At 38.0% G+C, this 24,602-nt stretch carries 27 protein-coding genes; 10 read left to right on the forward strand and 17 right to left on the reverse strand.

Annotated elements, in window-relative coordinates:
- Positions 1-8 precede the first annotated feature (8 nt).
- The 3 genes from MNY28_RS03665 to argB form a co-directional block, all read right to left on the reverse strand.
- A complete protein-coding gene (locus MNY28_RS03665; protein WP_230973308.1) occupies positions 9-332 on the reverse strand; it encodes a hypothetical protein in 324 nt (107 codons plus the stop codon).
- Positions 333-428: 96 nt separating this feature from the next.
- The gene (locus tag MNY28_RS03670) at positions 429-716 is read right to left on the reverse strand and encodes a DUF2018 family protein (protein WP_151900031.1); all 288 of its coding nucleotides are present in this window, start codon (positions 714-716) and stop codon (positions 429-431) included.
- Positions 717-728: 12 nt separating this feature from the next.
- Complete coding sequence (gene argB, locus MNY28_RS03675; RefSeq protein WP_346388942.1) at positions 729-1,580, reverse strand: acetylglutamate kinase; 852 nt, start codon at positions 1,578-1,580, stop codon at positions 729-731.
- A 126-nt stretch (positions 1,581-1,706) separates the two neighbouring features.
- Here argB and MNY28_RS03680 point away from each other — a divergent pair, with 126 nt between their 5' ends.
- The gene (locus tag MNY28_RS03680) at positions 1,707-2,252 is read left to right on the forward strand and encodes a DUF308 domain-containing protein (protein WP_151900029.1); all 546 of its coding nucleotides are present in this window, start codon (positions 1,707-1,709) and stop codon (positions 2,250-2,252) included.
- A 1-nt stretch (position 2,253) separates the two neighbouring features.
- Positions 2,254-3,540, forward strand: coding sequence for an APC family permease (locus MNY28_RS03685; RefSeq protein WP_346388943.1), 1,287 nt, complete (start codon positions 2,254-2,256; stop codon positions 3,538-3,540).
- Here MNY28_RS03685 and MNY28_RS03690 read toward each other — a convergent pair.
- Genes MNY28_RS03690 through MNY28_RS03700 form a run of 3 tightly spaced genes read right to left on the reverse strand, consistent with a single transcriptional unit; the run spans position 3,524 to position 6,374 of the window.
- Complete coding sequence (locus MNY28_RS03690) at positions 3,524-4,414, reverse strand: tetraacyldisaccharide 4'-kinase (protein WP_346388944.1); 891 nt, start codon at positions 4,412-4,414, stop codon at positions 3,524-3,526. The genes MNY28_RS03685 and MNY28_RS03690 overlap by 17 nt on opposite strands.
- Positions 4,415-5,551, reverse strand: coding sequence for a DegT/DnrJ/EryC1/StrS family aminotransferase (locus tag MNY28_RS03695; protein ID WP_188110047.1), 1,137 nt, complete (start codon positions 5,549-5,551; stop codon positions 4,415-4,417).
- 16 nt (positions 5,552-5,567) lie between these two features.
- Entirely contained in the window at positions 5,568-6,374 is an 807-nt protein-coding gene (locus tag MNY28_RS03700) for an NAD+ synthase (RefSeq protein ID WP_346388945.1), read from the reverse strand.
- Between the two features lie 232 nt (positions 6,375-6,606).
- On the opposite strand from MNY28_RS03700, the gene MNY28_RS03705 reads away from it, so the two are divergent.
- The gene (locus tag MNY28_RS03705) at positions 6,607-8,469 is read left to right on the forward strand and encodes an HD domain-containing phosphohydrolase (RefSeq protein ID WP_346388946.1); all 1,863 of its coding nucleotides are present in this window, start codon (positions 6,607-6,609) and stop codon (positions 8,467-8,469) included.
- A gap of 8 nt (positions 8,470-8,477) precedes the next feature.
- Here the strand turns inward: MNY28_RS03705 and MNY28_RS03710 are convergent, their stop codons facing one another.
- From MNY28_RS03710 to MNY28_RS03720, 3 genes are read right to left on the reverse strand one after another with little or no spacing between them, the layout of a single operon-like run.
- Positions 8,478-9,491 (reverse strand): transporter, encoded by a 1,014-nt coding sequence (locus MNY28_RS03710; RefSeq protein WP_346388947.1) that lies wholly within the window; start codon positions 9,489-9,491, stop codon positions 8,478-8,480.
- A 50-nt stretch (positions 9,492-9,541) separates the two neighbouring features.
- Positions 9,542-9,820: a hypothetical protein gene (locus MNY28_RS03715; RefSeq protein WP_346388948.1), complete on the reverse strand. Its 279-nt coding sequence runs from the start codon at positions 9,818-9,820 to the stop codon at positions 9,542-9,544.
- 34 nt (positions 9,821-9,854) lie between these two features.
- Entirely contained in the window at positions 9,855-10,670 is an 816-nt protein-coding gene (locus MNY28_RS03720; RefSeq protein WP_346388949.1) for a ferritin-like domain-containing protein, read from the reverse strand.
- 40 nt (positions 10,671-10,710) lie between these two features.
- Between MNY28_RS03720 and MNY28_RS03725 the strand changes: the two genes are divergently transcribed.
- Both MNY28_RS03725 and MNY28_RS03730 read left to right on the forward strand, forming a co-directional pair.
- Complete coding sequence (locus tag MNY28_RS03725) at positions 10,711-11,304, forward strand: MBL fold metallo-hydrolase (RefSeq protein WP_151900021.1); 594 nt, start codon at positions 10,711-10,713, stop codon at positions 11,302-11,304.
- Between the two features lie 9 nt (positions 11,305-11,313).
- Positions 11,314-11,913, forward strand: coding sequence for a class I SAM-dependent methyltransferase (locus tag MNY28_RS03730; protein ID WP_346388950.1), 600 nt, complete (start codon positions 11,314-11,316; stop codon positions 11,911-11,913).
- 18 nt (positions 11,914-11,931) lie between these two features.
- On the opposite strand, the gene MNY28_RS03735 is transcribed toward MNY28_RS03730, so the two are convergent.
- On the reverse strand, positions 11,932-12,423 hold the full coding sequence (locus tag MNY28_RS03735) for a PaaI family thioesterase (protein ID WP_346388951.1): 492 nt from the start codon (positions 12,421-12,423) through the stop codon (positions 11,932-11,934).
- The gene (gene cmoB, locus MNY28_RS03740; protein WP_151900018.1) at positions 12,423-13,316 is read right to left on the reverse strand and encodes a tRNA 5-methoxyuridine(34)/uridine 5-oxyacetic acid(34) synthase CmoB; all 894 of its coding nucleotides are present in this window, start codon (positions 13,314-13,316) and stop codon (positions 12,423-12,425) included. The genes MNY28_RS03735 and cmoB overlap by 1 nt, the downstream gene beginning before the upstream one ends.
- Before the next feature lie 61 nt (positions 13,317-13,377).
- On the opposite strand from cmoB, the gene MNY28_RS03745 reads away from it, so the two are divergent.
- Together MNY28_RS03745 and MNY28_RS03750 are read left to right on the forward strand one after the other, a co-directional pair.
- Positions 13,378-14,271 (forward strand): cation diffusion facilitator family transporter, encoded by an 894-nt coding sequence (locus MNY28_RS03745; RefSeq protein WP_346388952.1) that lies wholly within the window; start codon positions 13,378-13,380, stop codon positions 14,269-14,271.
- A gap of 27 nt (positions 14,272-14,298) precedes the next feature.
- Entirely contained in the window at positions 14,299-15,981 is a 1,683-nt protein-coding gene (locus MNY28_RS03750; RefSeq protein ID WP_151900017.1) for a GGDEF domain-containing phosphodiesterase, read from the forward strand.
- Here the strand turns inward: MNY28_RS03750 and MNY28_RS03755 are convergent.
- The 3 genes from MNY28_RS03755 to MNY28_RS03765 are packed head-to-tail and all read right to left on the reverse strand — an operon-like array spanning position 15,976 to position 18,929.
- Positions 15,976-16,980 carry a tRNA pseudouridine(13) synthase TruD gene (locus MNY28_RS03755; RefSeq protein ID WP_151900016.1) on the reverse strand — a complete coding sequence of 335 codons (1,005 nt, stop codon included), beginning with the start codon at positions 16,978-16,980 and terminating at the stop codon, positions 15,976-15,978. The two genes, MNY28_RS03750 and MNY28_RS03755, sit on opposite strands and share 6 nt — an antisense overlap.
- 4 nt (positions 16,981-16,984) lie before the next feature.
- Positions 16,985-18,253, reverse strand: coding sequence for a PHP domain-containing protein (locus tag MNY28_RS03760; protein ID WP_346388953.1), 1,269 nt, complete (start codon positions 18,251-18,253; stop codon positions 16,985-16,987).
- Between the two features lie 46 nt (positions 18,254-18,299).
- Entirely contained in the window at positions 18,300-18,929 is a 630-nt protein-coding gene (locus MNY28_RS03765; protein WP_346388954.1) for a CDP-alcohol phosphatidyltransferase family protein, read from the reverse strand.
- A gap of 95 nt (positions 18,930-19,024) precedes the next feature.
- Between MNY28_RS03765 and MNY28_RS03770 the strand changes: the two genes are divergently transcribed.
- A complete protein-coding gene (locus tag MNY28_RS03770; RefSeq protein ID WP_151900013.1) occupies positions 19,025-19,465 on the forward strand; it encodes an adenylyltransferase/cytidyltransferase family protein in 441 nt (146 codons plus the stop codon).
- A 29-nt stretch (positions 19,466-19,494) separates the two neighbouring features.
- Here the strand turns inward: MNY28_RS03770 and MNY28_RS03775 are convergent, their stop codons facing one another.
- From MNY28_RS03775 to ligA, 3 genes are read right to left on the reverse strand one after another with little or no spacing between them, the layout of a single operon-like run.
- Entirely contained in the window at positions 19,495-20,316 is an 822-nt protein-coding gene (locus tag MNY28_RS03775) for a bifunctional riboflavin kinase/FAD synthetase (protein ID WP_346388955.1), read from the reverse strand.
- Between the two features lie 34 nt (positions 20,317-20,350).
- Complete coding sequence (locus tag MNY28_RS03780; protein WP_346388956.1) at positions 20,351-21,067, reverse strand: TlyA family RNA methyltransferase; 717 nt, start codon at positions 21,065-21,067, stop codon at positions 20,351-20,353.
- Positions 21,064-23,016, reverse strand: coding sequence for an NAD-dependent DNA ligase LigA (gene ligA / locus MNY28_RS03785; RefSeq protein ID WP_346388957.1), 1,953 nt, complete (start codon positions 23,014-23,016; stop codon positions 21,064-21,066). Before ligA ends, MNY28_RS03780 begins: the two co-directional genes overlap by 4 nt.
- Before the next feature lie 101 nt (positions 23,017-23,117).
- On the opposite strand from ligA, the gene MNY28_RS03790 reads away from it, so the two are divergent.
- Positions 23,118-23,363, forward strand: coding sequence for a hypothetical protein (locus tag MNY28_RS03790; protein ID WP_346388958.1), 246 nt, complete (start codon positions 23,118-23,120; stop codon positions 23,361-23,363).
- A 70-nt stretch (positions 23,364-23,433) separates the two neighbouring features.
- A complete protein-coding gene (locus tag MNY28_RS03795; RefSeq protein WP_346388959.1) occupies positions 23,434-24,468 on the forward strand; it encodes a coproporphyrinogen III oxidase in 1,035 nt (344 codons plus the stop codon).
- The last annotated feature ends 134 nt before the right edge of the window (positions 24,469-24,602 follow it).

A 24,602-nucleotide genomic window follows, 5' to 3' on the forward strand; every position in this document is an offset into this window, starting at 1 on the left:
TCTTTTGTTTATTTTTTTGCTGTTTCTAATCGTATTTGCTCTTTATCATCAGAGAGATAAAGCTCAAATTTTGCAATATTTTTTTTTACATCAAACTCTTTAAATTTAACCAGTATATAGGGTATATTATAAAAATCTGCTCCAGGAGTTTTTAGTTTAACCCGAAAACTTTGATTTTTATGATTCAAGTACAGTATATTTTGCGCTACATGCTTATCATAAGAACGCAAAACCACCAAACCTTCATTAGTGTACAAAGTCCATCTAAATGTAAAAAGTCTTGTTTTGTTATCGTATTTTACAAGAATTTTCTTTGGCTCATCCTTTTTCAATGAAATTTCCTGCACATCCCGTAAGTCACTTGCAAAAACAGCAGTGCTACAAAGAAACAATGCTGTCAAGAAAAACTGTAAAATACTTTGCAACTCTTATTCGCTTTGAGAAAGAATATCACCCATAAGCTCTATGTAAATACTTTTCGTTTTGGTTGCAACCTCATCCAGATGACTTGCTTTATATCGGGCAACTGCCGTATCAATATCATCACCGACCTCTTCTTGGAGCATCAACTCCATTGCAGCAACTTTTTCAACAAACTTTTCAAGTTCCTGTCTTACTATATCATTGTTCGCATTAAAAACAACATCCATAAACTTTGATCTCGGAGAACCTCCGAAAATATCATCTTCATCTTCAAATAACGCGCTGTAACTCATACCTAATCCTTTTTATTTTACTATTTGGGTACCTACACCCTCTGATGTAAACAACTCTAAAAGCATAGAGTGTTCAAGTCGCCCGTCAATTATGTGTGCTTTATGCACACCACCGTCTATCGCTTCAAGACAGGCATCAACTTTTGGTACCATCCCGCCGTGAATCGTTTCGTTTTCTTTGAGCACTTTTACTTCATCTTTTGTCAAGGTTGCAAGAAGTTTTTTCTCTTTGTTCAAGACCCCCGGAGTATCTGTCAAAAATATTATTTTGTTTGCACCTATGGCTTTTGCAACATATGATGCACACAGATCAGCATTAATATTATACCCGGGATGTCCCATCTCTTCACCTGCGGCAATAGGGGCTATCACAGGAATAAAGCCTTCTTTTATCAGATTTAAAACAACATCTGCTTTGACATTTGTAATATTCCCAGTCAATCCCCACTTGGAAAAATCTTTCGCCCTTGCACGGATAAAGTGTGCATCCTTACCGCTGATACCTATTGCTTTTGCATCATGAGAGTTCAGCAAAGAGACTATCTCTTTGTTAATCTCACCACTGAGTATCATCTCTACAATCCGCATTGTCTCTTTTGTCGTGACACGCTGTCCGTCTATAAACTGCGTATCAATTTTAAGCGCTTCGAGCATATCGGTAATTTTTTTTCCACCGCCATGAACAATTACAGGTTTGATACCTACCAAATACATAAGCAAAATATCTTCTGCAAACTTCTCTTTTAATTCGGGAGATGTTTGTGCCGAACCGCCATATTTTATAACGACAATCTCTTTTCTAAACTCGCGAATAAACGGAAGTGCATCAAGGAGTGTTTTTACTGTTTCAACTTTTGCCTGCAATATTTCTATCCTTTATGCAAAATAATTTTGCTATTCTATCCAATCTTCTATTAATGCTACTTAAGTAACTCTTCTTGTGATAAAACTATGTTACAATCTTTCCAAAATATTCGAAAAGGAAGAAAAATGTGGAAGTATCCTATAGATGAGAATCTGTTTGACAAATTTAGTAAGTATTCAAAAATTACAGGTGTGATTTTTATTATTCTCGGAATAGTGGGTATTATATACCCTGTATTTATGACCCTGGCAACAGTCACCTTTGTGGCATGGCTGATGATGTTTGGTGGTTTTATGGCCGGGTATTTTACCTATATAAGTGACAAAAGTGATGTTCTGGGCTGGCTTAAAAGCTTTGTGCTTATCGGGATTGGTGCTTTAATGATTTTTTATCCAATGACAGGAATTGGCACAGTCGGTCTGCTTCTGGCTATATACTTTTTTATGGATTCTTTTGCCAGTTTCTCTCTTGCGATGAATATGCGTCCTGCAAACGGCTGGATCTGGTGGATGATTAATGCCCTTTTTTCCATGTTAATCGGTATTTTATTTATAGCAGGATGGCCTTTTACCTCCACCTACCTTATAGGTTTGCTTGTCGGTTTCAGTCTCTTTTTTGACGGATTTGCCCTGCTTGTCACAGGGTCGATTTTTAAAAAAATGAACCGATAAAATGCACAAGACAAAAGCATTTGGTCTCTGGAGTGCCGTCTTTTTAGGTATAGGCTCCATGGTCGGTGCCGGAATTTTCATAGTCATCGGTCAGGCAGGGGCCATGGCTGGAAATATTGTCTGGATCTCTTTTGTTTTCGGTGGGATTATAGCTCTTTTAAGCGGCTACTCTCTGGCAAAGCTGGCAGTACGCTACCAGTCACGCGGCGGGATAGTCGAGTATCTGGTCCAGGGTTTTGGAGAAAACATTTTCTCCGGTTCTATGGGTGTCATGTTCTATTTTTCCCAACTCATTGCCATTGCAGCCGTTGCCAAATCATTTGGAACCTACAGCGCAACTTTTATGCTCCACGGAGATACAGCCTGGGTCAATATATTTGCCATAGGTATTATCGCCTTTTTTACCCTTATCAATCTTATCGGTGCCGTTTTTGTTGCGAAGGCGGAAAACATCATTGTCATTATCAAACTCGGAGTCCTTGTTACCTTTGCTTTTGCGGCACTTTTTACGATACAGCCTCAGCTTTTAAGTGTAGAGGACATGCCTCCTGTAAGCGGTATGGTCTTTGCCATCGGAATTACGTTTTTTGCCTACCAGGGTTTTAGTGTGATTACAAACTCAGTCGAGGATATGGAGAATCCGAAAGTGACCATGATGCGTTCTATGTTTGTCGCCCTGCTCATTGTGGCAGCTTTATACATACTTACAAGTATCGCTGTTTTAGGAAACCTGCCGCTTGATAAAATTATTCAGACAAAAGACTATGCTCTGGCTGAAGCGGCAAAGCCCATCTTTGGTGAATGGGGATTTAAAATCATGGCCGCAACAGCACTCCTGGCAACAGCCTCGGCTATTAATGCAACACTTTATGCCGTAACTGACATAGGATACACAATGGCAAAAGAGGGAAATCTTCCTGAAATATACGAATATAATATCTACCGCTCTTTTGAAGGACTCATTATCAGCGCGTTGCTGATTATACCGATGATACTCTTTTTCAACCTGGCGCAAATCACAACTGTTGCCGCTATAGTCATGCTCATCGTTCAGGGAAGTACACATATTGCGCATTTGAATCTTCTGCAGGAGAGTGGCGCAAAAAAATATCTTGTTGTTTTGGCAATTTTTTCCATGTTTGGCGTTGCGGGGATTACTCTCTATTCTACCTATAAAACCATGCCTGAGATTGCATACTATCTTATAGTGACCTTTGCACTTGCTTTTACGACAGAGTATCTACTGCGATACTTCAAACAAAGAATCATTTCTAAACAAACGCACTAAAGACACCTTCTTTTACTTTTACTTCCAGATCCAGAAGTGAAAGGGGCAGTCCGAAATGCTCAATTTTTACATAATCTTTAAATGTTACCAAAAGAGAAGTCGCTGCATCTTTTTGTAAAATTGTTTCAAGTTCTTCTTTTGTAAAACTGTGATGGTCTTCAAAATAATGCTTTGCAATAACAGCAGGAAGATATTTATCAAGTCGTTGCGGCCTTGCTATAGCGGTCACAAGACTCATTTTTTGTGTCGGGTTCACAAGTTTTACCTTACGAAAAAAATCTTTCTCCTCTTCTACATGTAAAGCCTCTTTCCCCGGCCACAGACGCTCTCTAAAAGGACCTGCAGGCAGACAAAAACTGTTCTTTGATTTTACATCTATGAGTATATCTTGCTTTTTGATATCATGTTTGGAGTAGGCATCATCCAAAAAAACTATCTCACAACCCAGCTCTTTTGCTTTTTGTATGGCTCTTTTTCTCTCTTCACTGACTATGACTGTAGCATTTGGAAGTTTTTTGGCATATATCATCGCTTCATCCCCGCTGCTTTTGACATCACATAAAATTTCATTGCCGTTTTTGACAACAATCAAGCCTTTGGATGCTCGTCCATAGCCACGAAGTATAATCGCAGGTTTTTTGTGCTCTTTTGCCAGTGCTGTTACCAATGGAGTTTTGCCACTGCCGCCGACAGTCAGATTACCAACGCTGACAATTTCCATAGCAAAATCCTCCGGTCTCTGTACTTTGTATCGAACATACATAATAATACAATAGAGCCAACTCAGCGGAAGCAGTAGATAGGAGAGAAGTTTTTGCAAAGGAGTTGGGTTGTAGAAATACTCTTCAACCCAGAAAACGAGCGTTTTTTTCAATTACACTCTCGTTTTTGCTATTTTTTTGATTTTACTTATAACTGTTTGTACATCTTCATCAGTCATACTTGCATAAATCGGTAAAGAAAGTACCTGTTGGAATGAACGCAGTGCTCTTGGAAAATCATTAACACGCAGGGCATATTTGCTTTTATAATACGATAAAAGATGAAGCGGAATATAATGCAATCCTGCCCCGATTCCCTCTTCTTTGAGTGCTACAGCAAAAGAATCGCGGTTTTTATCTATTTTTACTATATAAAGAGAAAAAGGATTCTCTTCATTATCCATATCCGGAGTAATAATGTGATCTACCCCTTCAAGTCCTTCACTGTACATTTTGGCAATCTCTTTTTGTCTTGCGATGTTTTCATCCTGTTCTTTTACCTGCGCTCTGATATAGGCTGCATTTAAATGGCTCAGTGCATAATCATTTCCAATATCTACAACATCATAAATATACTCCAAAGCATTTTCATTGCGTACCATTGCATGATTTGCCAGCAACCTTGCTCTTTGCATAATATCTTCATCATTGGTCACAAGCATCCCGCCGTTACAGATATTTTTCTTTAAATGCGGAGAAAAGTTAAAACAGACTATATCTGCACCTGTTGCACCTATTTTCACTCCCTTGTATGTAGCACCAAGAGCATCACTTGCATCTTCAACAATTTTGACATTATATATGGAAGCCATCGAATAGACTCTGTCCAAATCTACAGTCATACCGCCAATATGCGTTATAATAACCGCTTTGAGCTTTTTGGATTTGTTTTCTTCCAAATAATTTTCCAACTTATTGAGATCAATATTATAAGAGTCTTCGGCTATATCAATAAAAACAGGCTCAGCATCAAAATGGCGGACAACCTCAGGTACACTCGGATGCGCATTTACACTGCAGATTACTTTGTCCCCGCGTTTTAGGTCAAGTGCAAGCATGGCAAGGTGCAGTGCCGATGTGCCGTGCGATGTAGCAAGCGCATACTCTGATCCGACATACTCACGAAACTCTTCTTCAAGTTTTGGTACCTGATACAAATCTTCTCCGTCGAGTACATCACTCACATTAGAGTGTGCCTCGCGGGAACTTTCATACTTACTAAAAGGGATACTCAGTTTTTCATTTTTCATTTTTTACTCCTAGGTTTTATAATGTAATATCGCGCGGATAATTAAAGTCATGATTCAATGTTCTTGAAGTCAACTTTGCAATCACAGGCATCTTTCTTTTGAAATGATTTCTAAAAATTCTTTTTATAATTATATCCAACATCCGTTCGTCAACACCCTTTTGTATGACTTCTTCACGCGAAAGTCTCTCATCCACATAGAGTTTCATCGCTGCGTCAAGTTGGGCATATGTATAGCCCAAATCAGCCTCATCACTTTGACCGCTCCACAAATCAGCCGAAGGCGGCTTTTCAATGATACTTTTACTTACATGTAAGTACTCGGCTAATTCAAAAACTTCGCTTTTGTACAAATCTCCTATGGGATTCACTGCCGACGCCAAGTCGCCGTAAAGTGTGCCATACCCGAGCATTAATTCACTTTTATTGCTTGTACCAAGTACCAAAGCATTCTCTTTTGCCGAAATATCAAACAATGTTGCCATTCGCATGCGTGATGAAAAGTTTCCTTTTCTGAGATTATCCATATCAGGGTGCATCTCTTCATACGCTTGCAACATTGGAGCAATACTACAGACAACACAACGCATATTGAAATCGCGACACAATTCATCCGCATCATCAAGTGAGTTTTGTGATGAATATTGTGATGGCATTTTAACACATAACAGGTCATCTCCAAATGCTTTTTTCGCCAAAACAGCAACCACAGCAGAATCCAGTCCGCCACTCAAACCAACCACTGCTTTTTTTATACCTGTCTTTTTCACTTCATTTTCTAAAAAAAGAACCAAATAGTCAGTTATCTGCGAATATTTACTCATAATATATACTAAACCTTTACAACTTATTAACAAAAAATATTATATCTAAAATTTGTAACAAATGTTTTTTTAAGAAAAGTGATTTTAACGTTTTTGTAACAAATTTATTGTAAAATTAAGATCTAATTTTATTTTTAAAGGTTTTATAATAAATTCAACAACAATAATATCCAAACTTAAATTATTGGTATCCCTGCCTTTAATCATTATATTTTTTGGATTTGTACTCTTAATGATACACAGCTATAACAATCTTCAAGGCCTTTCTCATCTTAAAAAAGACGCTTTGCATATACAAAATATTTCTCTTTTGATAAACTCTCTTCAAAAAGAGAGAGGCTACAGCAGCGGGTATCTTGGCTCCCATGGAACAAAATTTCAATCACTACTGCGTAAACAGCAAGAAAATACAGACAGTATATATGCTAAAATCATCTTTTTGCATGAAGATTATTCTCCCGACAAAAAGACACTTGTAAAACTCCGAAAAAAAGTCCGATCACTCTCTCTTAGCACTATAGATGCTTTTAACGAGTATACAAAAATCATATACCATCTGTTGCAAAATCATCTCATGATCACCAAAACAATCAAAGAAAAAGAGATTGAACAGATGTTTCATGCCTACACAAACCTGCTTTTTATGAAAGAAGCCGCCGGCAAGATGCGAGGTTCCCTCAGCGGATTGTTTGCCCAGAAAAAACAAAACTACCAACTTGTATTTACAGCTATGCATGCAAAAGGCGAGTATGATCTGGCACAGCAAAACTTTTTAACATATGCTTCTGATGAGATGATGAAAGAGTTTCATACAATTGCTCAGGGGAAAAATTATCAATGGCTGCAAAATGTATTTAAAAAGTATACAAAACATCAAAATATTTCTGTCACACAGGATCCAAACGAATGGTTTGATAAAGCTACAGCTATTATAGAAGCATTTAACAGACTGGAAAAACTGGAATTTGCCAATATTAACAGTTTGATAAACAAATATGCCTCAAGACTCAAAATAGAACTGATTATAAATATTTTTCTACTGGTCCTCATCACTTTGATTATGCTTTTGCTTGGAGTCAAAATTAAAAACAGTATTTTGAGAAACTTAAAACTGTTAAGTGAATACAAAAATGCTGTTGACAGAAGCAGCATTGTTTCCAAAACCGACAGAAGCGGAAGAATCACCTATGTAAATGATAAATTCTGCATAATTTCAGGCTATACAAAAGAAGAACTTTTAGGAAAACCGCACAATATTGTCCGTCACAAGGATATGCCAAAATCACTGTTCCGGGATATGTGGCACACTGTTTTAGAAAAAAGAGCCTGGTCCGGCGTTATAAAAAACAGAAAAAAAGACGGAAGTTCTTACATAGTCGAAGTGACCATCAGCCCTATCTTAAATGAAAGAGGAGAAATTGAAGAGTTTATTGCCATCAGAAATGACATCACACAGATTTTACAACTCCACAAAGAGATAGAAGAGACGCAAGAAGATATTATTCTCAAAATGGGTGAAATTGGTGAAACACGAAGTCAGGAAACAGGTTTCCACGTCAAACGGGTAGCCTTATATTCTCAGATCTTGGCAAAACATTACGGCTTGGGGGAAAAAGAGACAAAATACCTCACTATTGCTTCTCCGATGCATGATATAGGCAAAGTTGCCATTCCTGATCATATCTTGAACAAAAAAGGCAAGCTGACACAAGAAGAATGGAAAGTGATGAAAACCCATGCAGAAATAGGCTATCAGCTCTTTAAAAACTCACAAAGAGAGCTTTTGAAAACTGCCGCAGTCATTGCGTATGAGCATCATGAAAAATATGACGGCAGCGGCTATCCAAGAGGTTTGCGTGGAACAAATATTCATATTTACGGACGCATTACTGCGCTTGCGGATGTTTTTGATGCTCTTGGCAGTGAACGTTGCTATAAAAAAGCATGGGATGATGAAAGAATTTTCAAATTAATACAAGAAGAAAAAGGAAAACATTTTGACCCTGAACTTGTCGATATTTTCTTTGAACATCTTGATGAGTTTTTACATGTAAGAGATAGCTACAATGATATGCACTCTTACACAAAAGTTTAGAAGAAGCTTTAAAAGCTTTTTCCAAACCCTATACTTGATTTGTAGTTTATATCATTTTGTATTCCGTTAAAATTCTGATAAAACGGTTTTGAAAATGTTATAAAAAACGAGTAACCGCTGTGCATGGCGACCTGTGTTCCTACAGTCGCAAAAACAACATGATGTCCTGTGTTGTAAGCGGTCTCACCACCAAAATCATCTTTATACGCTTTTTCTCCGTTGATTTCAGCAAAAAGTGATACAGAATAGCCAAAATCTTCTTTTTCATCTGCTCTGCAAAACTTCTGATTATGCTGGTGCGCAAAAAGTTTGTATGAAAATGCTGCATTGTAGGTAAAAATATCCCCCAATTGACTCTCATCAACACCCTTTGTATTTTTTTTGTACAGTATGTTTGCATGCAAAGAGAAAGTGTCAAAATCTTTTGTCAGAGCAACTCCGGTAAAAAAGTCCCATGAGCCGCTTCCTGCCTGCAAATCCGCTTCAAGAACTTCTCCTGCATCTGCTATATCAGTTTTGCCTGTTGGTGCTTTTATTCCGGCTAAAAGAGCAACTTTGAACTCTTTGTCATACACTTTATACTGTAAAATTGTAGAAATATCGCCTATACCCTGAGCATTTCCATGCGGATGTACTGCATATAAACCATTATCTGCTTCACCTGCACGAACATTTATACGCGAAACATAGGGAAGTTGCATACTGAGTGTCAATCTGTCCGTGAGCCCGTAAGAGAGTGAGAGAGAATAGGAATCTATTGCATCAATATTGTGCAAATGACTTGAACCGTTTTGCATCGCTGATATTATGGTTTGATCAGAGAGTGTGTTGTTCTGGACACGCTCAGCATTTACGCCAATGTAGTAGTTTCCTTTTTGCATTGTATTTGCAGAAAGTGTATACGCGGCGCTCGAGCCACCCATTCCCAAGACATGCGAAGAGTTGCATGCCCATAAAGGCGTTATAGCAGCTGATGCTGCCAGCGATAGTATTTGTAATTTTCTGAAGAGTTTTTTTTGCATAAGTATCCTTATTAATAATTAAAAAAATTTGAAACAGTTGTTTTTGAAAATTAAGAATAACTTGGGGGAGCTCTGGGATTACGAGGAGTGTAAATTTCGTTTATGTATATAAAAAGAGTAGAAACAGGCACAAAACAGAGTGTCTGCCCAAGTGTAGGAAGATAGACCGGTTCTCTTTGAATATCACCATCAAAGATATTGGAGGAGATACTGCATATCTGACAATCTTCATGTACTTCCAGGTCACTGTGGTGATGAAAAACCGCCATAAGTGTCGCAAGTACAAAAAGAGCGGCAAAGTATTTTCTGAGAATCTTTCTTATTATCATTTTTGAATTATAACATATAATTCATATCAAAAAATCAGCACACCTCTTTTTTTGCCATAATATTAAGTTCATTACATGTAAAGCCTGCTGCTTTTCTTGCCTCAAGATTTAAATTTTTAGGACGCAAAAATCCTTGCGGATAATATTTGTCTATAATTTCAAAATAGACATCTTTGTTTACACCCTCTTTTTCACAGGCATACTCAAACCAGACATCGCCCTTTTTCACATGAGAAACCTCTTCATCAAGGATTACATGTAAAGCATGTGTAATTTTTTCAAGCATAGTATTTTTTGGCATTCTCTGGATTTTTTGCAGTATCATCGGTGTAGCATCCAAGCCGTTGGCTTCGAGATAACGGGGAACTACTGCCATACGCTCCAATAAAGTCTGTGTTCGCTGACTTGCTTCAAAAAGAGCATTATGCACCTCCACATCGCCATACTTGCTCCCAAGTTCATGCAACAGTTCTTCAAGCAGTAAAAAATGGCGTATCTCATCATCTGCAACTTCCAGCCAGTCATCATAATATTTTTTTGGCATATTTGTAAAACGGTATGCCCCGTCCAGTGCCAGATCTATAGCAGAATATTCTATATGTGCTATGGCATGCAGCAAATTCACCTGTCCCTCTTTTGTTGTGAGGTTTGTTCTTTTTGGAACATCTTGAGGCGGTACTGTCTTACATGTAACACTGTATGAGGGTTCTGAAAACTCTTTTGCTTTGTACTCTGTTTCAAAAACGGCGTTCCCTGCTTTGTAATGCGCATAAAAATCATTAAATCTTCTGATTTTTTCTTTGGGTGATTTTGTCTGTAAAATTAACTCTAATTCTTTATAAAAATTCATACCGATATGATGCTATAATAACACTAAAAAAGAGATTATAATGCAGATAAAAAAACAGCCTATGGGACCGTATCAGACAAATTGTTATATTGCTACAGTTGATGGCAAAGATTTTATAATTGACCCGGGTGTCGGTGCCACTGGATGGGTCTTGAACAATGTCACAAATCCTGTAGCCATATTAAATACACACGGCCATTTTGACCATGTGTGGAGCAATGCAGAGCTTCAGGAGAAACTGGGGGTCAAACTCTACACACCAAAAGGTGACATTCCTCTGCTTCAAGACAATACCTGGATGCCGGATCTGCCGCCATCTACTCCTGATGTAGCCATTGAGGGTGACGAAGAGCTTGATTTTGACGGTACAAAAGTAAAATTTACCCATTTTCCGGGACACTGTCCGGGGTGCTCCACTATTGAAATCGGGCATGCAATGTTCAGCGGTGATTTTATTTTTCAAAGAAGTATCGGCAGAACGGATTTTCCTTACTCCAGCCCTGAAGATATGAAAAAATCTTTAGAAAAATTCAAACAGATTCCTTATGACAAAACTGTCTACCCGGGACACGGGGACAATACTTCAATCAAACAGGAACAGCAGTATGCAGACTACTGGATCAACCAACTCTAAAGGAAAATAATGCAAGATCATTTTAAAGAAAAAGCACAAAACTGGGACAGCGGTGACATACGTGTGAAGGGCGCAAAAACAATTGCTGATGCTATAGAAAAAGAGATACCGCTGAGTGAGCATATGGAGATACTTGACTTTGGCGTGGGAACAGGACTGCTTGGATTTAGCATTGCTCCCAAAGTAAAACAGGTTTACGGTGTAGACACCTCGGCAAAAATGCTCGAAAAACTTCAGGAAAAAAACACACCGCAACTGGCAATAAAAGCCTATCATCAAGATATTGTCAAAGAACCGCTCAAACAGCAGTTTGACGGACTTATCAGCTCAATGACACTGCATCATGTAAAAGATTTGGATGCTTTTTTTGCAACAATTTATAAAAACATTAAAAAAGGCGGTTTTATTGCCATTGCCGATTTGGAAAGGGAAGACGGAACCTTTCACTCGGACAATACGGGTGTGCACCATTTTGGATTCGATGCCCAAACACTGCGCGACATCGTCCAAAAACACGGATTTACAGATGTAAAAATACAAAACATAAATACAATCAAAAAACCCCATAAAGATTTTGGAATATTTTTACTCACAGCAAACAAAGAGTAAGAGGTGGACTGAACCTTTTTACTCTGGTGTTCCGCTCTTTTGCTCTTCCTCATCCAGCAGTTTGAGTTTTAAAACATGCTTGTCTGTTATAACAGTTTTAAATTCTCCTTCAAAAACTTTTATATCCAGAACAAAAGCCTGTACATGTACATTTCTTTTACGCCCTTCTTTATGTCTTACTTTTGCAACAACATCAACAACATCATGCAGTTTTACAGGAGAGAGAAACTGGCAGTCACTTGCTACCAAAACAACATTTCGCTCGTTTACTGCAAGCATAGCTGCATAATCAGCTGCACCAAAAATAAAACCGCCATGAATCAATCCGACCTCATCAGCAAGCATATCAGGAATAGTCTCAAGGCTCAATTCCACATATCCCTCTTCCATCTTTATCACTTCACCACAAAGATTTTGGTTGACCTTTTCATGTGTTTGAATCATCACTTCATTTTCTGTATTTCTATACTCTTCAAGTTCTAATTCATCATCAAGTTGTTCATTTTTCATTATTTTTTATCCTTTATCAGTTTTACATAGACTCTTTGCGGCGCAGGATAGCCTTCTACTGTTTTTGTGTTATCATCCGGATCAAGGAAGTCTTCCAGTGACTGCCCCTCTATCCACTCTGTTTTACGCTGTTCATCAGCATCTGTAACAGAAGTACATAATACTTTAAATCCATCAAATCCGGCACGCAGACACCAGTTTTTCAATGCTTTTATCGTCGGTACAAAATAGATGTTGGGTATTTTGGAGTAAGAAAACTCAGGACAGAGTGCCATCTCCTCATCGCCATCTATATAAAATGTATCTAAAATCACTTCGCCTTTTTTGTCCAATCCCTTATAGAGTGATTTTAACATGGCAACAGGATCACTTCTGTGGTACAAAACACCCAAACAAAAAATCATATCAAATTTTTCGTCATATATCGGCAGATGTTCAACACCCAAAAGTTCATACACTATGTCACTTTTTACAAAATGATTGATGAAATCAAACTGTGTTTTATAGAGCGGTGAAGGATCAAAACCGACTAAAAGTTTTGGTTCGTCTTCTTGCATCCGAAACATATAGTACCCGTTGTTACAGCCTATATCGGCAACTCTTTTGTTTTTTAAATCAAAATAGGGTCTGAGCAGATTGTATTTTATATTACTTTTCCACTCACTGTCTATAAATGTTTCACCGATTTGAAAGGGTCCTTTGCGCCATGGCATCAGCATTTTTGCCGTTTCATACACTTTTTTTTCATCACAGACACCGCTGATTTTTACCACATCCCCAAACGTAGCATTGCATGTAACTGCCGCAAGGCTCTCAATCGCTTTTCTCAGGGGTGCTATGTTTTTCCACTGCATCCATTTTTGTCTCTCTTGTCTTAATTCTTCTAAGTTCATTTTATGCTTTTTATAGTTAAGTTTAAGTACAATTATATCTAAATAATAATTAAGGATTTTTATGCGATTAGAAAAGAAAGCGACCGTTGTTTCAAGCAGTGTGGCTACTGTATTGATACTGCTTAAACTCACTGTCGGAATATTAAGCGGATCTATCGCCGTTTTGGCATCTGCCATTGATTCTCTCCTCGATTTAACGGTTTCGCTCTTTAACTATTTTGCGCTTCACAATGCAGAAAAACACCCGGATGACAAATTTCACTTTGGACGGGCAAAACTTGAACCGCTTGCGGCTGTCATGGAAGGAACAATAATTTCGCTCTCGGCACTTTTTATTCTATATGAAGCAATTTCTAAAATAGTGCACCCAAAAGCAATGCAGCACATGAATGAGAGTATCACTGTAATGGTGGCATCTTTTGTCATCACAGGTTTTTTAGTCCTCTTTTTATCATATGTGGCAAAAAAAACAGGAAACATGGTTATAAAAGCCGATGCGCTGCACTACAAAACAGACATATTTTCAAACGGTGCTGTTCTTTTTGCACTTGTAGCCATCCAGTATACAGGAGAATATCTTATAGATCCTGTTTTAGGTATTGCCATTGCATTTTACATGATTTACTCTGCCATACCTATAGTAAAAGAAGGAGTTTTGATGCTTCTTGATGTTGCCCTGCCAAAAGAAGATATCGAAAAAATAGAAGAAATTCTCAAAAATGAAAAAGAGATTACAGCCTACCATTACCTGCAGACACGTGAAGCAGGTTCACATATCTTTATCTCTTACCATCTTGTCTTTAATGTGAGCATATCACTCTACGATGCCCATCTCATATCAGACAGGATTGAAGCAAAAATAAAAGGACTTTTTCCAGATAAAAAAGTCCATATCCTCACTCATATGGACCCATATGATGATTCTGACATCAATGAAGAAGAGGAAGAATGGTAATAAATAAAAATATGTTATAATTTGCACATGCCTATACAAGATATAAATAAAAACGAATTTAAAAAACTTTTTGAAATAGCGATGGATGTTGCACATGTCGGATACTGGGAATGGGACATAAAAACAAATGATGTCCTGTGGAGCCGGCAAAAAATCGAAATATACGGTGAAGATGCTGATGATTATAAACCCTCCTTTGAAAAATTTTTAAATGTAATTGATGATGAAACGAAGGCGATTGTCTTTAAAGAGATTGAAGATGTTTTAAGCGGGAAAAAAGACTTCTACAATCTCGAGCACAAAATTAAACTTAAAAATGGTAAAGTCGTATGGGTACATGAAAAAGCTTTTCTTGTAAAAGACAAAAATAACAAACCAATCAAAATGATTGGTATCGTTTATGATGTAACAGATAAAATTCTAGCCAAAGAAAAACTTGATTTAAGTAATAAATACGCTAAACACCTTGAAACACACGATCAACTCACAAACCTGCTCAATAAAAAATCTTTATTTGAAAATGTAGACACGCTCATAGCAAAAAAAGAAAAATTTTCACTTCTCTTTTTAGATATAGACAATTTTAAAATGTTCAATAATACATACGGACATATCCATGGTGATTTAATTTTACAAAAAAGTTCAGAAATTTTAAAAAGGTTATTCTCTGAAGATTTGTTATATCGCTACAGTGCAGATGAATTTGTTTTATTGCTTGACTCTTCTTATGACATTACTCAGGCACTTCAAAGTATAAAATTAACATTTATGAAGCCATTTACTGTTTCTGGGATACAGGTGAAAATAAATTTTTCCATAGGTATCTCAAAGTTTCCCAAAGATGCAAATAGTACTCAAAATATGATAACAGATGCAAATACTGCTTTACAAATAGCAAAAAATATGAAAAATGAAACTGCTTTATTTTATAACTCTGATATGGGAGACAATATAGCACAACAACATTTTGTTCTTGAAGAATTAGAAAAATCTGTTCAAAATGAAAGCTTCATTCCATACTATCAAGCAAAAGTAGATTCAAGAACAAAAGCCATACTCAGTTTTGAAGCACTTGTAAGAATGCAAAGTAATTCTAAAGTTATACCTCCAAGTTTGTTTTTAGGTATTGCAACTAAAAACAATATCATTAATGATATCGACTATATCATGTTAAAAAAATCTCTGCATCAATTAAGACAATGGCACGATATGGGGAAAAAAGTTTCAGTATCGGTAAATTTTACTACCGGAGATTTTAATAGTATGAGAGTTTTTAAACTTCTTGAAGAAAACAGTGACCTACTACAATACCTCACAATTGAGGTAACAGAAAATGAATTAATGAGCCTTAATATGCAAGAACTCCAATCCATTGATGAACTTAAAAACCTAAGTATTAAACTCTCTCTAGATGACTTTGGAACTGGATACTCATCACTGCAATATATTCATAAATTGCCACTTGATGAGATTAAAGTCGACAAAGCATTTGTTGATAAAATTCCTGGACATAAAAAGGATGAGGATCTTGTTCGAATTATAAAATCAATTGCCGATACCTTTAACTTAAAATGTGTTGTTGAAGGAGTTGAGACAAAAGAACAAATTGACTTCTTTAGCAACCTTGGTATTCATACTATCCAAGGATACTTCTATTCAAAACCTGTTGATGCCAAAACTGCTACAAAACTTCTTATAGATGGCTTATAATCTTTTTGCTTTAAAGTTTTTATTGGCGATATTTTCCAAAAAGACTGTGGCATAGGAACCTTTTGGCAGTGTAAAAGCAATGTTTAAAATATCAAAATGGTTTTTATACTTACATGTAATATCTTGAGGATAGACCAAAGCCGCCCGACGCATGCCTTTGTCATATAAAAACTCATCATCATATTTCGCTTCTATTGCTCTTGCCTCGCCTCTTGCACGGTACACATTCCGTCCGGGCAAAAGTCCTGTCGGTACTACTTTTTTTGCCTGAAAATCCTGTTGAGGAGTATTTTTCGGCGTAAAGAGTTTTTCTTCATCTGAAAGATAAACATCCCCCTCTAAAAGCATAAACTTTCCGCCGTTTTTTTCTCTGCTCAAAAGAATTCTCTCTTTCAACCAGTCATTGAAGTACAAACTCTGATAAATAGAAACAAGAAACTTTTTCAGCTTTGCATCGTTTACATGTAAATCTCCGGCTATCATCGCACGGGCCTGTTCTATTGAATCTTCATCCCGTCCAAATCTTTGATATCCAAAATAGTTGGGCAAGCCGTTTTTTTCACTTTTTCTAGCCAGCTTTTCAATACGTCCTGCTTCAATCTGTGAAACACCAAAAAGATTGATGCTAAAACGGTTTCCGGCCAGATCACCCATCCGTATGGAGTGGGTATGTCTTGTCGTATTGAGTATTTTTATCTGAGGATGCCTAAATTTTTTGAGCTGTTTTTCATACTTCGCTTCGACAGAAATATACTGTGTCGTTGTTGCATGTTTGTCTTTAAGTCCTGCATAGCCTATTTTTTCAGCAGGTATGTTGAGAAATTCAGCAAATGCGGCTATCATATCCCAGGTTGTGAGTTCTACTTTCTTTACATGTAATACAACAAAGTTACCATTGCCTTTAAATGCCAAAGGAATCTCATCTACTGTAAAGTCTTCCTTGTTTTGTTCAAATTTAAAATGTATGGTCTCTTTGTTTTCTAAATATTCTCTGTTCAAATGTCTACTTCTTTTTTATGCTAATTGTATCTAAAAAAAATGCATTTGCATGATTTTTTAATTTCAACTGTACCGCATCAATTTTTTTTTGAAAACTTGTCCCATTTATCAATTGGTCCATATAAAGTTTTGCCAATCTGCTTTTTAAACTGTTATGCTTTGGATAATACTCTTTGATTAAAAAATAAACATACTGTGCCAGTTCATCTTTTCCTATGAACTGATGTTCATTGTTTTCTCTTTTATAAACAGCACAGCTAAGCCCTTTTTTGATTGCATGAGTAATATTTTCAGCAGACCTTTCTTTTGCAAATACAATGCTAAAACGCTCTCCCACTTCATGATCGCTGTCATGCGCATCCGAATTGGCAAACGGTGCCAGATACTTGTGTTTGTTTCTTATTTGAAGCGCAGTCAGGTGTGTCATGTTGTTATACTCTTTGATTTTTTCCTCTCCAAAAACTTCAACACCGTCAAGATGCGAACTTTTAAGCATCTCTTTGTAAAAAGCCTGATGAAGATGGTACTTTCCGTCTCTGTATACCCAGTTTGGATGCGCCAGGATGGATACACCCTGTGCCTCTTTTATTTTTTCGATAACCCAAATGTTTTTTGCATAATGAAAAAGATCAATTTTTGTATCTATCTCTTCTTTTTGCAGTCTTTTGACAATATCCTGAAGCTCTTTTTCGTATATTTCGCTCTTTTCTCTCTGCTTTTGGATAGATTTGTCTGCATTGACAGATAATATATGTCCGTTTCCCTGGGCAATCGACATATCTTTTTTCCCGCCGACACTCACTTCCTCACCGGGCAGTACCAAAATGTCTATATTGTTCTGTTGTACTTTTTCTATCGCCTCAAGAGAGCCTTCGTAGCTGTCATGGTCAGTAATGCTCACAAAATCCATCCCTGCCTGCAAAGAGGCCAAAGCCATTGCAAAAGGTGTTGTTTTACCATCAGAATACACAGAATGCATATGCAAATCACCCTTGAAAGGTCTTAACTGTATCATCTCTTTGTCAACGCAGTAAAGACAAACGGACTTAGACTCTTTATAGGTAAAATTGACTTTTACAATAAACTCTCCAAGATAGTTCATGGTGTATGCAAATACAATATGATTGTTTTGTACAGTATAGTCTATCTTGTCTTTATGATAATAATCCCCTCGTGAGAGGACTTCTACAGATTCAATATTACTCGTATTTTTAAGAGTAATTTTGTAAGCGGTATTTTCATTTTCCACCACTACATTTGGTATTATCTTCATTGATTTTCCTGTTTGTTTTTATAATTTTGGCATATTCTGTACTTGCTTATCTCAGAAAAAATCCGTATACAGCTGATATTCCAAGCGTATACATACCTAGCAGATAGACATTCCTGGGATTTCCGGAAAGTTTTGGTGTTTTAATTTCTGACACATTCAGTATCGCAAGAGTTACCCCGCTTATATATAAAACGGCAGAAAAAACTTCATGCGTAAAAAAACCTTCAAACAAAAAAATGAAAACCAAAATAAGACTGTTGTTATCCAATGCAAGTCCTGTATATTTTGTTCCTCCGGCAAGTCCGTATGTACTGAAATAACTGAGTCGTACAGCAGCCGCACTTATCATTATAAATGCGCCTATAAGGTATACAGGCTCAAAATGTCCATAACTCAAAAGCAATACAGCAGGCGTCACACCGTAGCTTACAATGTCTATCAAAACATCCAACTGTCCTCCGAATTTCGCATCTGTAGAAGTTCTTCCTTTAAGCCTTCTGGCTACCAAACCATCCGCCCAGTCAAATGCAACAGCCCAAACCATACCAATCATAGCCGCATAATAAAGACCGGTGATACTAAAATAGATGGCTAAAAGTGTACAGGCTAATCCTGAAAGCGATAAAAGGTTGGGAATATCTCTCACATAAGAGAGAATCGTTGGTTGTTTGGTCATAAATTGAATCCTTATCAAATTTTTACTGAATATTAAATATATTTATGGTATTATATCTAAAATATCTTAATTATATTACAAAAGGAAACAAAATAATGATTATATATACTGTCGGAACTTTTGATTTATTACATGTGGGGCATCTGGCCTTATTAGAATACTGTAAAACACTGGGGAATACACTTGTAGTCGGTGTTGCATCTGATCAGGTTGTCAACTCTTACAAACCAAATGTTCCTGTGGTTCCTTTGGCCCAACGTATGGAGATGCTCAAAGCACTCAAATGTGTTGATGATGTAAGAGCATACCACGAACTTGAATATGTCACAGCCTGTGAAGCAGTAAATGCAGATATTTTTGTCATTGGAGAAGACTGGGGCGATCAACCGCATAATATAGCAGTAGAAGATTACCTCAAATCAAAAGACAGAAAAATAGTACAGGTCAGTTATAATCCACAGACTTCTTCTACAAAAATCAAGCAAAATGTTATTGCCCAACTACACAAGGGAAAATATATGGCACATATCCTGTAACAGTATAAAAGTTACAATAAAACTGATACTTACAATTCCAATCTTTTTAGCATCCGATTTGCAATCGTTATATCTTTTTTAATTGCCTCTTTTAAGTTATTTAAAGAGTCAAACTTCTCATTGTTTCGTATAAAATCAACAAAACTTATTTCAGCTTTTTCTTTACATGTAACCACACCGTCAAGTATGTGTGTCTCTACCGCAAAACTGCCGTCCGTTGTTATACGGTGTCCTATAAAACTTACCGAGGGATGAAAATGTTCTTCACCGTCAATGCGAGTAAGCGTTGCGTACACTCCCTCCTTCGGCAGTAAAAAACCCTTCACTCTCAGGTTGATTGTCGGAACAAGTTCCCGGGAGCCCAGACCCTGTCCGTCAACTCTTATACCGGTAATCATATAGTTGTGTCCGAGAAAATCATTGGCACCTTTTATGTCGCCTATTTGGAGTTTTGCCCTTATTTTATGCGAATGTACCGAATCGTTGTTATGTTTGACCTCGTCTACCACAACTACATCTCCTTTAAATAATTGTTTTAAATCTTCATAGGAATATTTTCTGTCTTTGCCAAAATGAAAATCATATCCCACAACTATTTTTTTTAATTTCGGAAACTTTTTTTGTAAAAAAGCAACAAAACCCTCTCCGTCCAAATGCCGTATATCATCAAGCTTCAGATAGACAATACGATGCTTTGTATAGCGTTGTCTAAATCCGTCAGGTGTCAGGTTGGCATATCCTGTCTCAATCACAACAATAGTACCGTTGTCATCAAGCTCACGAAAAAGTGCCTGATGCCCGATGTGCATTCCGTCAAATCCGCCTATGGCGATTGATGTGCTTTTTCTCATATTTGCACCTTCATTTTTTTCTTCTCTCTCAGCATTATAATATATCTTTTTTAAAGTGATAACAATACTCTAAATTTCCCTCTTTCCCCGCAAGTTTTGAGGGAGATTTTTTCACCAACTGCCAGTTTTTCAAACGGCAGGCATCTTCAAACCTTTGCATTGCCCGTTGTATTGCCTTTGCATCCTGTACAACACCGTTTTTGTCACGTTTTGCCTCTCTCCCTACTTCAAACTGCGGCTTAAAGAGCAAAATGATATCACCCGAAGCAAGCCTGTCAACAGCATCCAAAATATACAGCAAAGAGATGAAGGCAACATCACTGACAACCAGTTCAAACGGTTCATCCGCCTCAAACCGGCGGATATCACAGCCTTCATAAGTATTGACACGATTATCTTCACGCAAAGAGTGATGCAACTGTTCCCGTCCCACATCAACACAACTGACTTCCCGCACACCTCTCTCAAGCAAAACCTGGGTAAATCCGCCCGTGGAAGAACCGATATCCAAAGCTCTTTTATTGCTTACATGTAAATCCAGTTCATCCAAAAAATATTCAAGCTTCAAAGCAGCACGGGAAACATATCTTTTATGCTGCACCACTTCCACCCTGTCATCTTCTTCTACTCCAAAGGCCGGTTTTTTGACAGTTTTGCTGTTTACAAGAACCAGTCCGTTTTTAATCATAGCCTGCGCTTTGTTACGGCTTTCACTCAGGCCGTTTGCTACCAAACAGTTATCCAGTCTCATGCAAGCATCTCTCTCATTTCCTCTTCCGTAAGTGTTTTGACACCCAGACTTACAGCCTTGTCATACTTGCTGCCTGCATCTTCGCCATATATAAGATAGTCTGTTTTTTTGCTTACACTGCCTGAAACTTTTGCGCCGAGTGCTTCAAGCTTCTCTTTTATAACAGGTCTTGGCTCGCTCATAGTTCCCGTGAGTACCACCGTTTTTCCTTTAAAAGGATTTTCGTCTGCTTCTTCTCTTTTTTTCGGCGGCACCGGCTGTAAAATCTCTTGAAGCTTAAGCACAGTATCTTCATTCACACGCATAAATTCCAAATAGCTCTGCGCCATCTCTTCCCCTATGCCGTCAATGCCTACAAGCTGTTCCTGCGTTACATGTAAATATGCCAGCCCAAAGGCTTCGGCTATCATTTTTGAAGCCACTTCGCCGATATGCTCGATTCCGAGCGCATTAATGAAACGCCAAAGCTCACACCCTTTTGCATTCTCTATGGCATTGAGCAGGTTTCTTGCTTTTTTCTCTTTAAAGCCTTCAAGCTTTAAGAGTTTTTCTTCATTCAAAGCAAATAAATCAAGTACGCTTTTGACAAGTCCCGCATTAAAAAGCTGCTCAACTATTTTACTGCCGAGTCCGTCAATATTGAGGCACTGCTTGGAAGCAAAATAGATAATGGAGTTGACAACCCGTGCCTCACATTTGAGATTTTGACACTTTATAAGCACATCTTCTTGCAAGAGTTCGCTTCCGCAAACAGGGCAGTGTGTCGGACGGAGAACTTTCTTTTCATCTCCCTTGCGTTCCTGTGTCAATACTTTGACGATTTTTGGAATCACATCCCCGCTTCGCAAAATAATCACCTTGTCCCCTATGCGGATGTCCATACGCTCTATCTCATCAAAATTATGCAGTGTCGCACGCTCAACCACGGCGCCCTCTATCTCTGTCGGCTCAACTATGGCTACGGGAGTCACAACACCCGTACGCCCGACCTGCAAAATGATGTCTTTTACGCGTGTTATCTTCTCGACTGCCGGAAATTTATAGGCCACCGCCCAACGCGGTACTTTTACCGTATATCCCATATCTATCTGCGCTGCGATTTCGTTCACCTTGACAACCATTCCATCAAGCATCATGGGGTAACTCTCACGCTCCTCTTTCATACGCTCATACATTGCCTCTATCTCATCATAGCCTTTTGTTACGGCACGAAGCGGCGGTTCGCGAAAACCGAGTTCATAAATGTAAGACATTTTATCACTCAGAAGCTTGTGCGGCAGAGTGTTTACACCGACACCGTAGGGCAAAAAGACAAGATTTCTTTTTGCGGTAATATTCGGATCAAGCTGGCGAAGGCTCCCTGCTGCAGCATTACGCGGGTTGGCAAAAGGCGGTTCTCCCTGTTTGAGACGCTCTTTGTTGATTTTTTCAAACTCGTCCTTAAAAATGACTACTTCTCCGCGAATTTCAATCAGCTCTTTATGCTCTATGCTCAAAGGAACCGTGCGAATCGTTTTGACATTTTGCGTAATCAGTTCACCCACTGTTCCGTCACCTCTGGTGATGCCCTTTTGCAGTTCACCGTTTTCATAGATAAGGTTGAGCGAAGCACCGTCATACTTTGGCTCACAGTAAAAGGTCACATTTTTGTCAAGCCGGTAGGTTTTTTCCAGCCATTTTTTCAACTCTTCGGCATTGAAAATATCTTCCAAAGACCACATACGCGAGAGATGACGCGCTTTTACAAAGCCCTCGCTGACAACATCTCCGACTCTTTGCGTAGGCGAATCTTTTAAAACATCTTCAGGGTGTGCCGCTTCATACTCTTCCACCTCCTTGTAAAGTCTGTCATACACCTCATCCGTCATAATCGGATCATCCAAAACATAATAATGATATGCCCACAAATTTAATTTTTCTACTGCCTGTTTATACTCTTGTTTATTCATACTGAAATATTATCTTAAACTTGCTAAAAAAACATCTAACCGCTAACAATCCGCTAATACAAAACTGCTATACTCCTCTTATAAAACATAAGGAGCGTAAGATGAAAAAGATACTCATTCTGTCACTATTATTAGCAGGCATAAGCTATGCAGATGAAAGTTTTGCCCAACATGAGGCACAAATGCAACAGATGCAAGAGCGAACGCAACAATATAACGGCAGCGGTTCAGGAGAGAAAAAGCAAAATAAATATCAATACAAAAAAGGTTCGCAAAATCAGGGAAGCGGTTCAGGTTCTCAAAATATGTACCAGGGTTCTCACGGAAAAGGCGGAGGAAGAAGGTAAATATTTTGCTCTGTAGACTTTTATTTAGTCTTAACCTGCTAAAATTAGGAAAAAATTATGGATAATAAATATGACACTGATTTTAGCAGACTCAAAAGAAGCACAGCAAGCATACGCACTCGTCACTGCTTTACAAAAAAGATTTGTTGACAAACTCGATACTCTTTCAAAAAAGTTTGGAGCCGATAAAAAGTTCAAAGAAGTCACCTGGCTCAGAGATGCCGGACTTCACGGGGGCGGAAACAGATTTGAAGCAAGAGACAAAAAACTGTTCAATACCGCAAGCGTGAATGTCTCACAGGTACATTATGATGACAAACCTGAAAAAAACCTCAAAAGTGCCACCGCCATTTCAACCATTATCCATCCTGCCAATCCGCATGTCCCCTCTGTGCATATTCACATCAGTCTGACAGAATTGCGTAATGCACCCTCCTATTGGCGAATTATGGCTGATTTGAATCCTGCTGTTGCCTATGAAGAGGATAAAAAAGCTTTTGACAGTGCTTTGCAAAGATTAGGGCAAAAAAATTATGCTTTGGCAAAAGAACAGGGCGACAAATATTTTACAATTCCTGCCCTGCAGCGTACACGCGGCATCTCTCATTTTTACCTTGAAAACTACAAAACAGACAACAAACAAGCCGACGCCGATTTTGCAAAAAACTTTGGAGAGGGCATTATAGACACCTACATCCACATTATAACAAATGCTTTGCAGACAAGAACAGAAATCTCAAAAGAGGCACTCCAACAGCAGCTTGACTACCACACACTCTATCTTTTCCAGGTTTTGACACTTGACAGAGGCACCACTTCAGGACTGCTCATTCATAACCAAAACGATATCGGCATTATGGGTTCTCTGCCTTTACATGTAAACAAAGCACTTTTACTTTCTTGGAAAAGCAAAATGCAAAACCCCCAGGATGAACTGGTACAAAACATTGCAGACGCCATAGCCGACAACGGAGTCATCGACACACGCACCAAAGAAAAACTCGCCAAAACAGTACGTACACATTATAAAAAACACCCTCAGGCACTCAGCATGCAAGCCAGCGGAAACACAATTCCAAATACTGTTGGGAACCATCAAGACTAATGTATTGCCATTAAGTTAAGAAAAAAAATTGATATTTTTTTGGAATCTGGGTTTTAACCTAGACGTTAGGTTTTAAAAACGCAAAGCCCGCACTGAAGTACGGGTTCCGGAATATAGCAACTCCCCGGAATCAG

Source organism: Sulfurimonas sp. NWX367 (genome assembly GCF_039667065.1).
Taxonomy (GTDB): domain Bacteria; phylum Campylobacterota; class Campylobacteria; order Campylobacterales; family Sulfurimonadaceae; genus Sulfurimonas; species Sulfurimonas hydrogeniphila.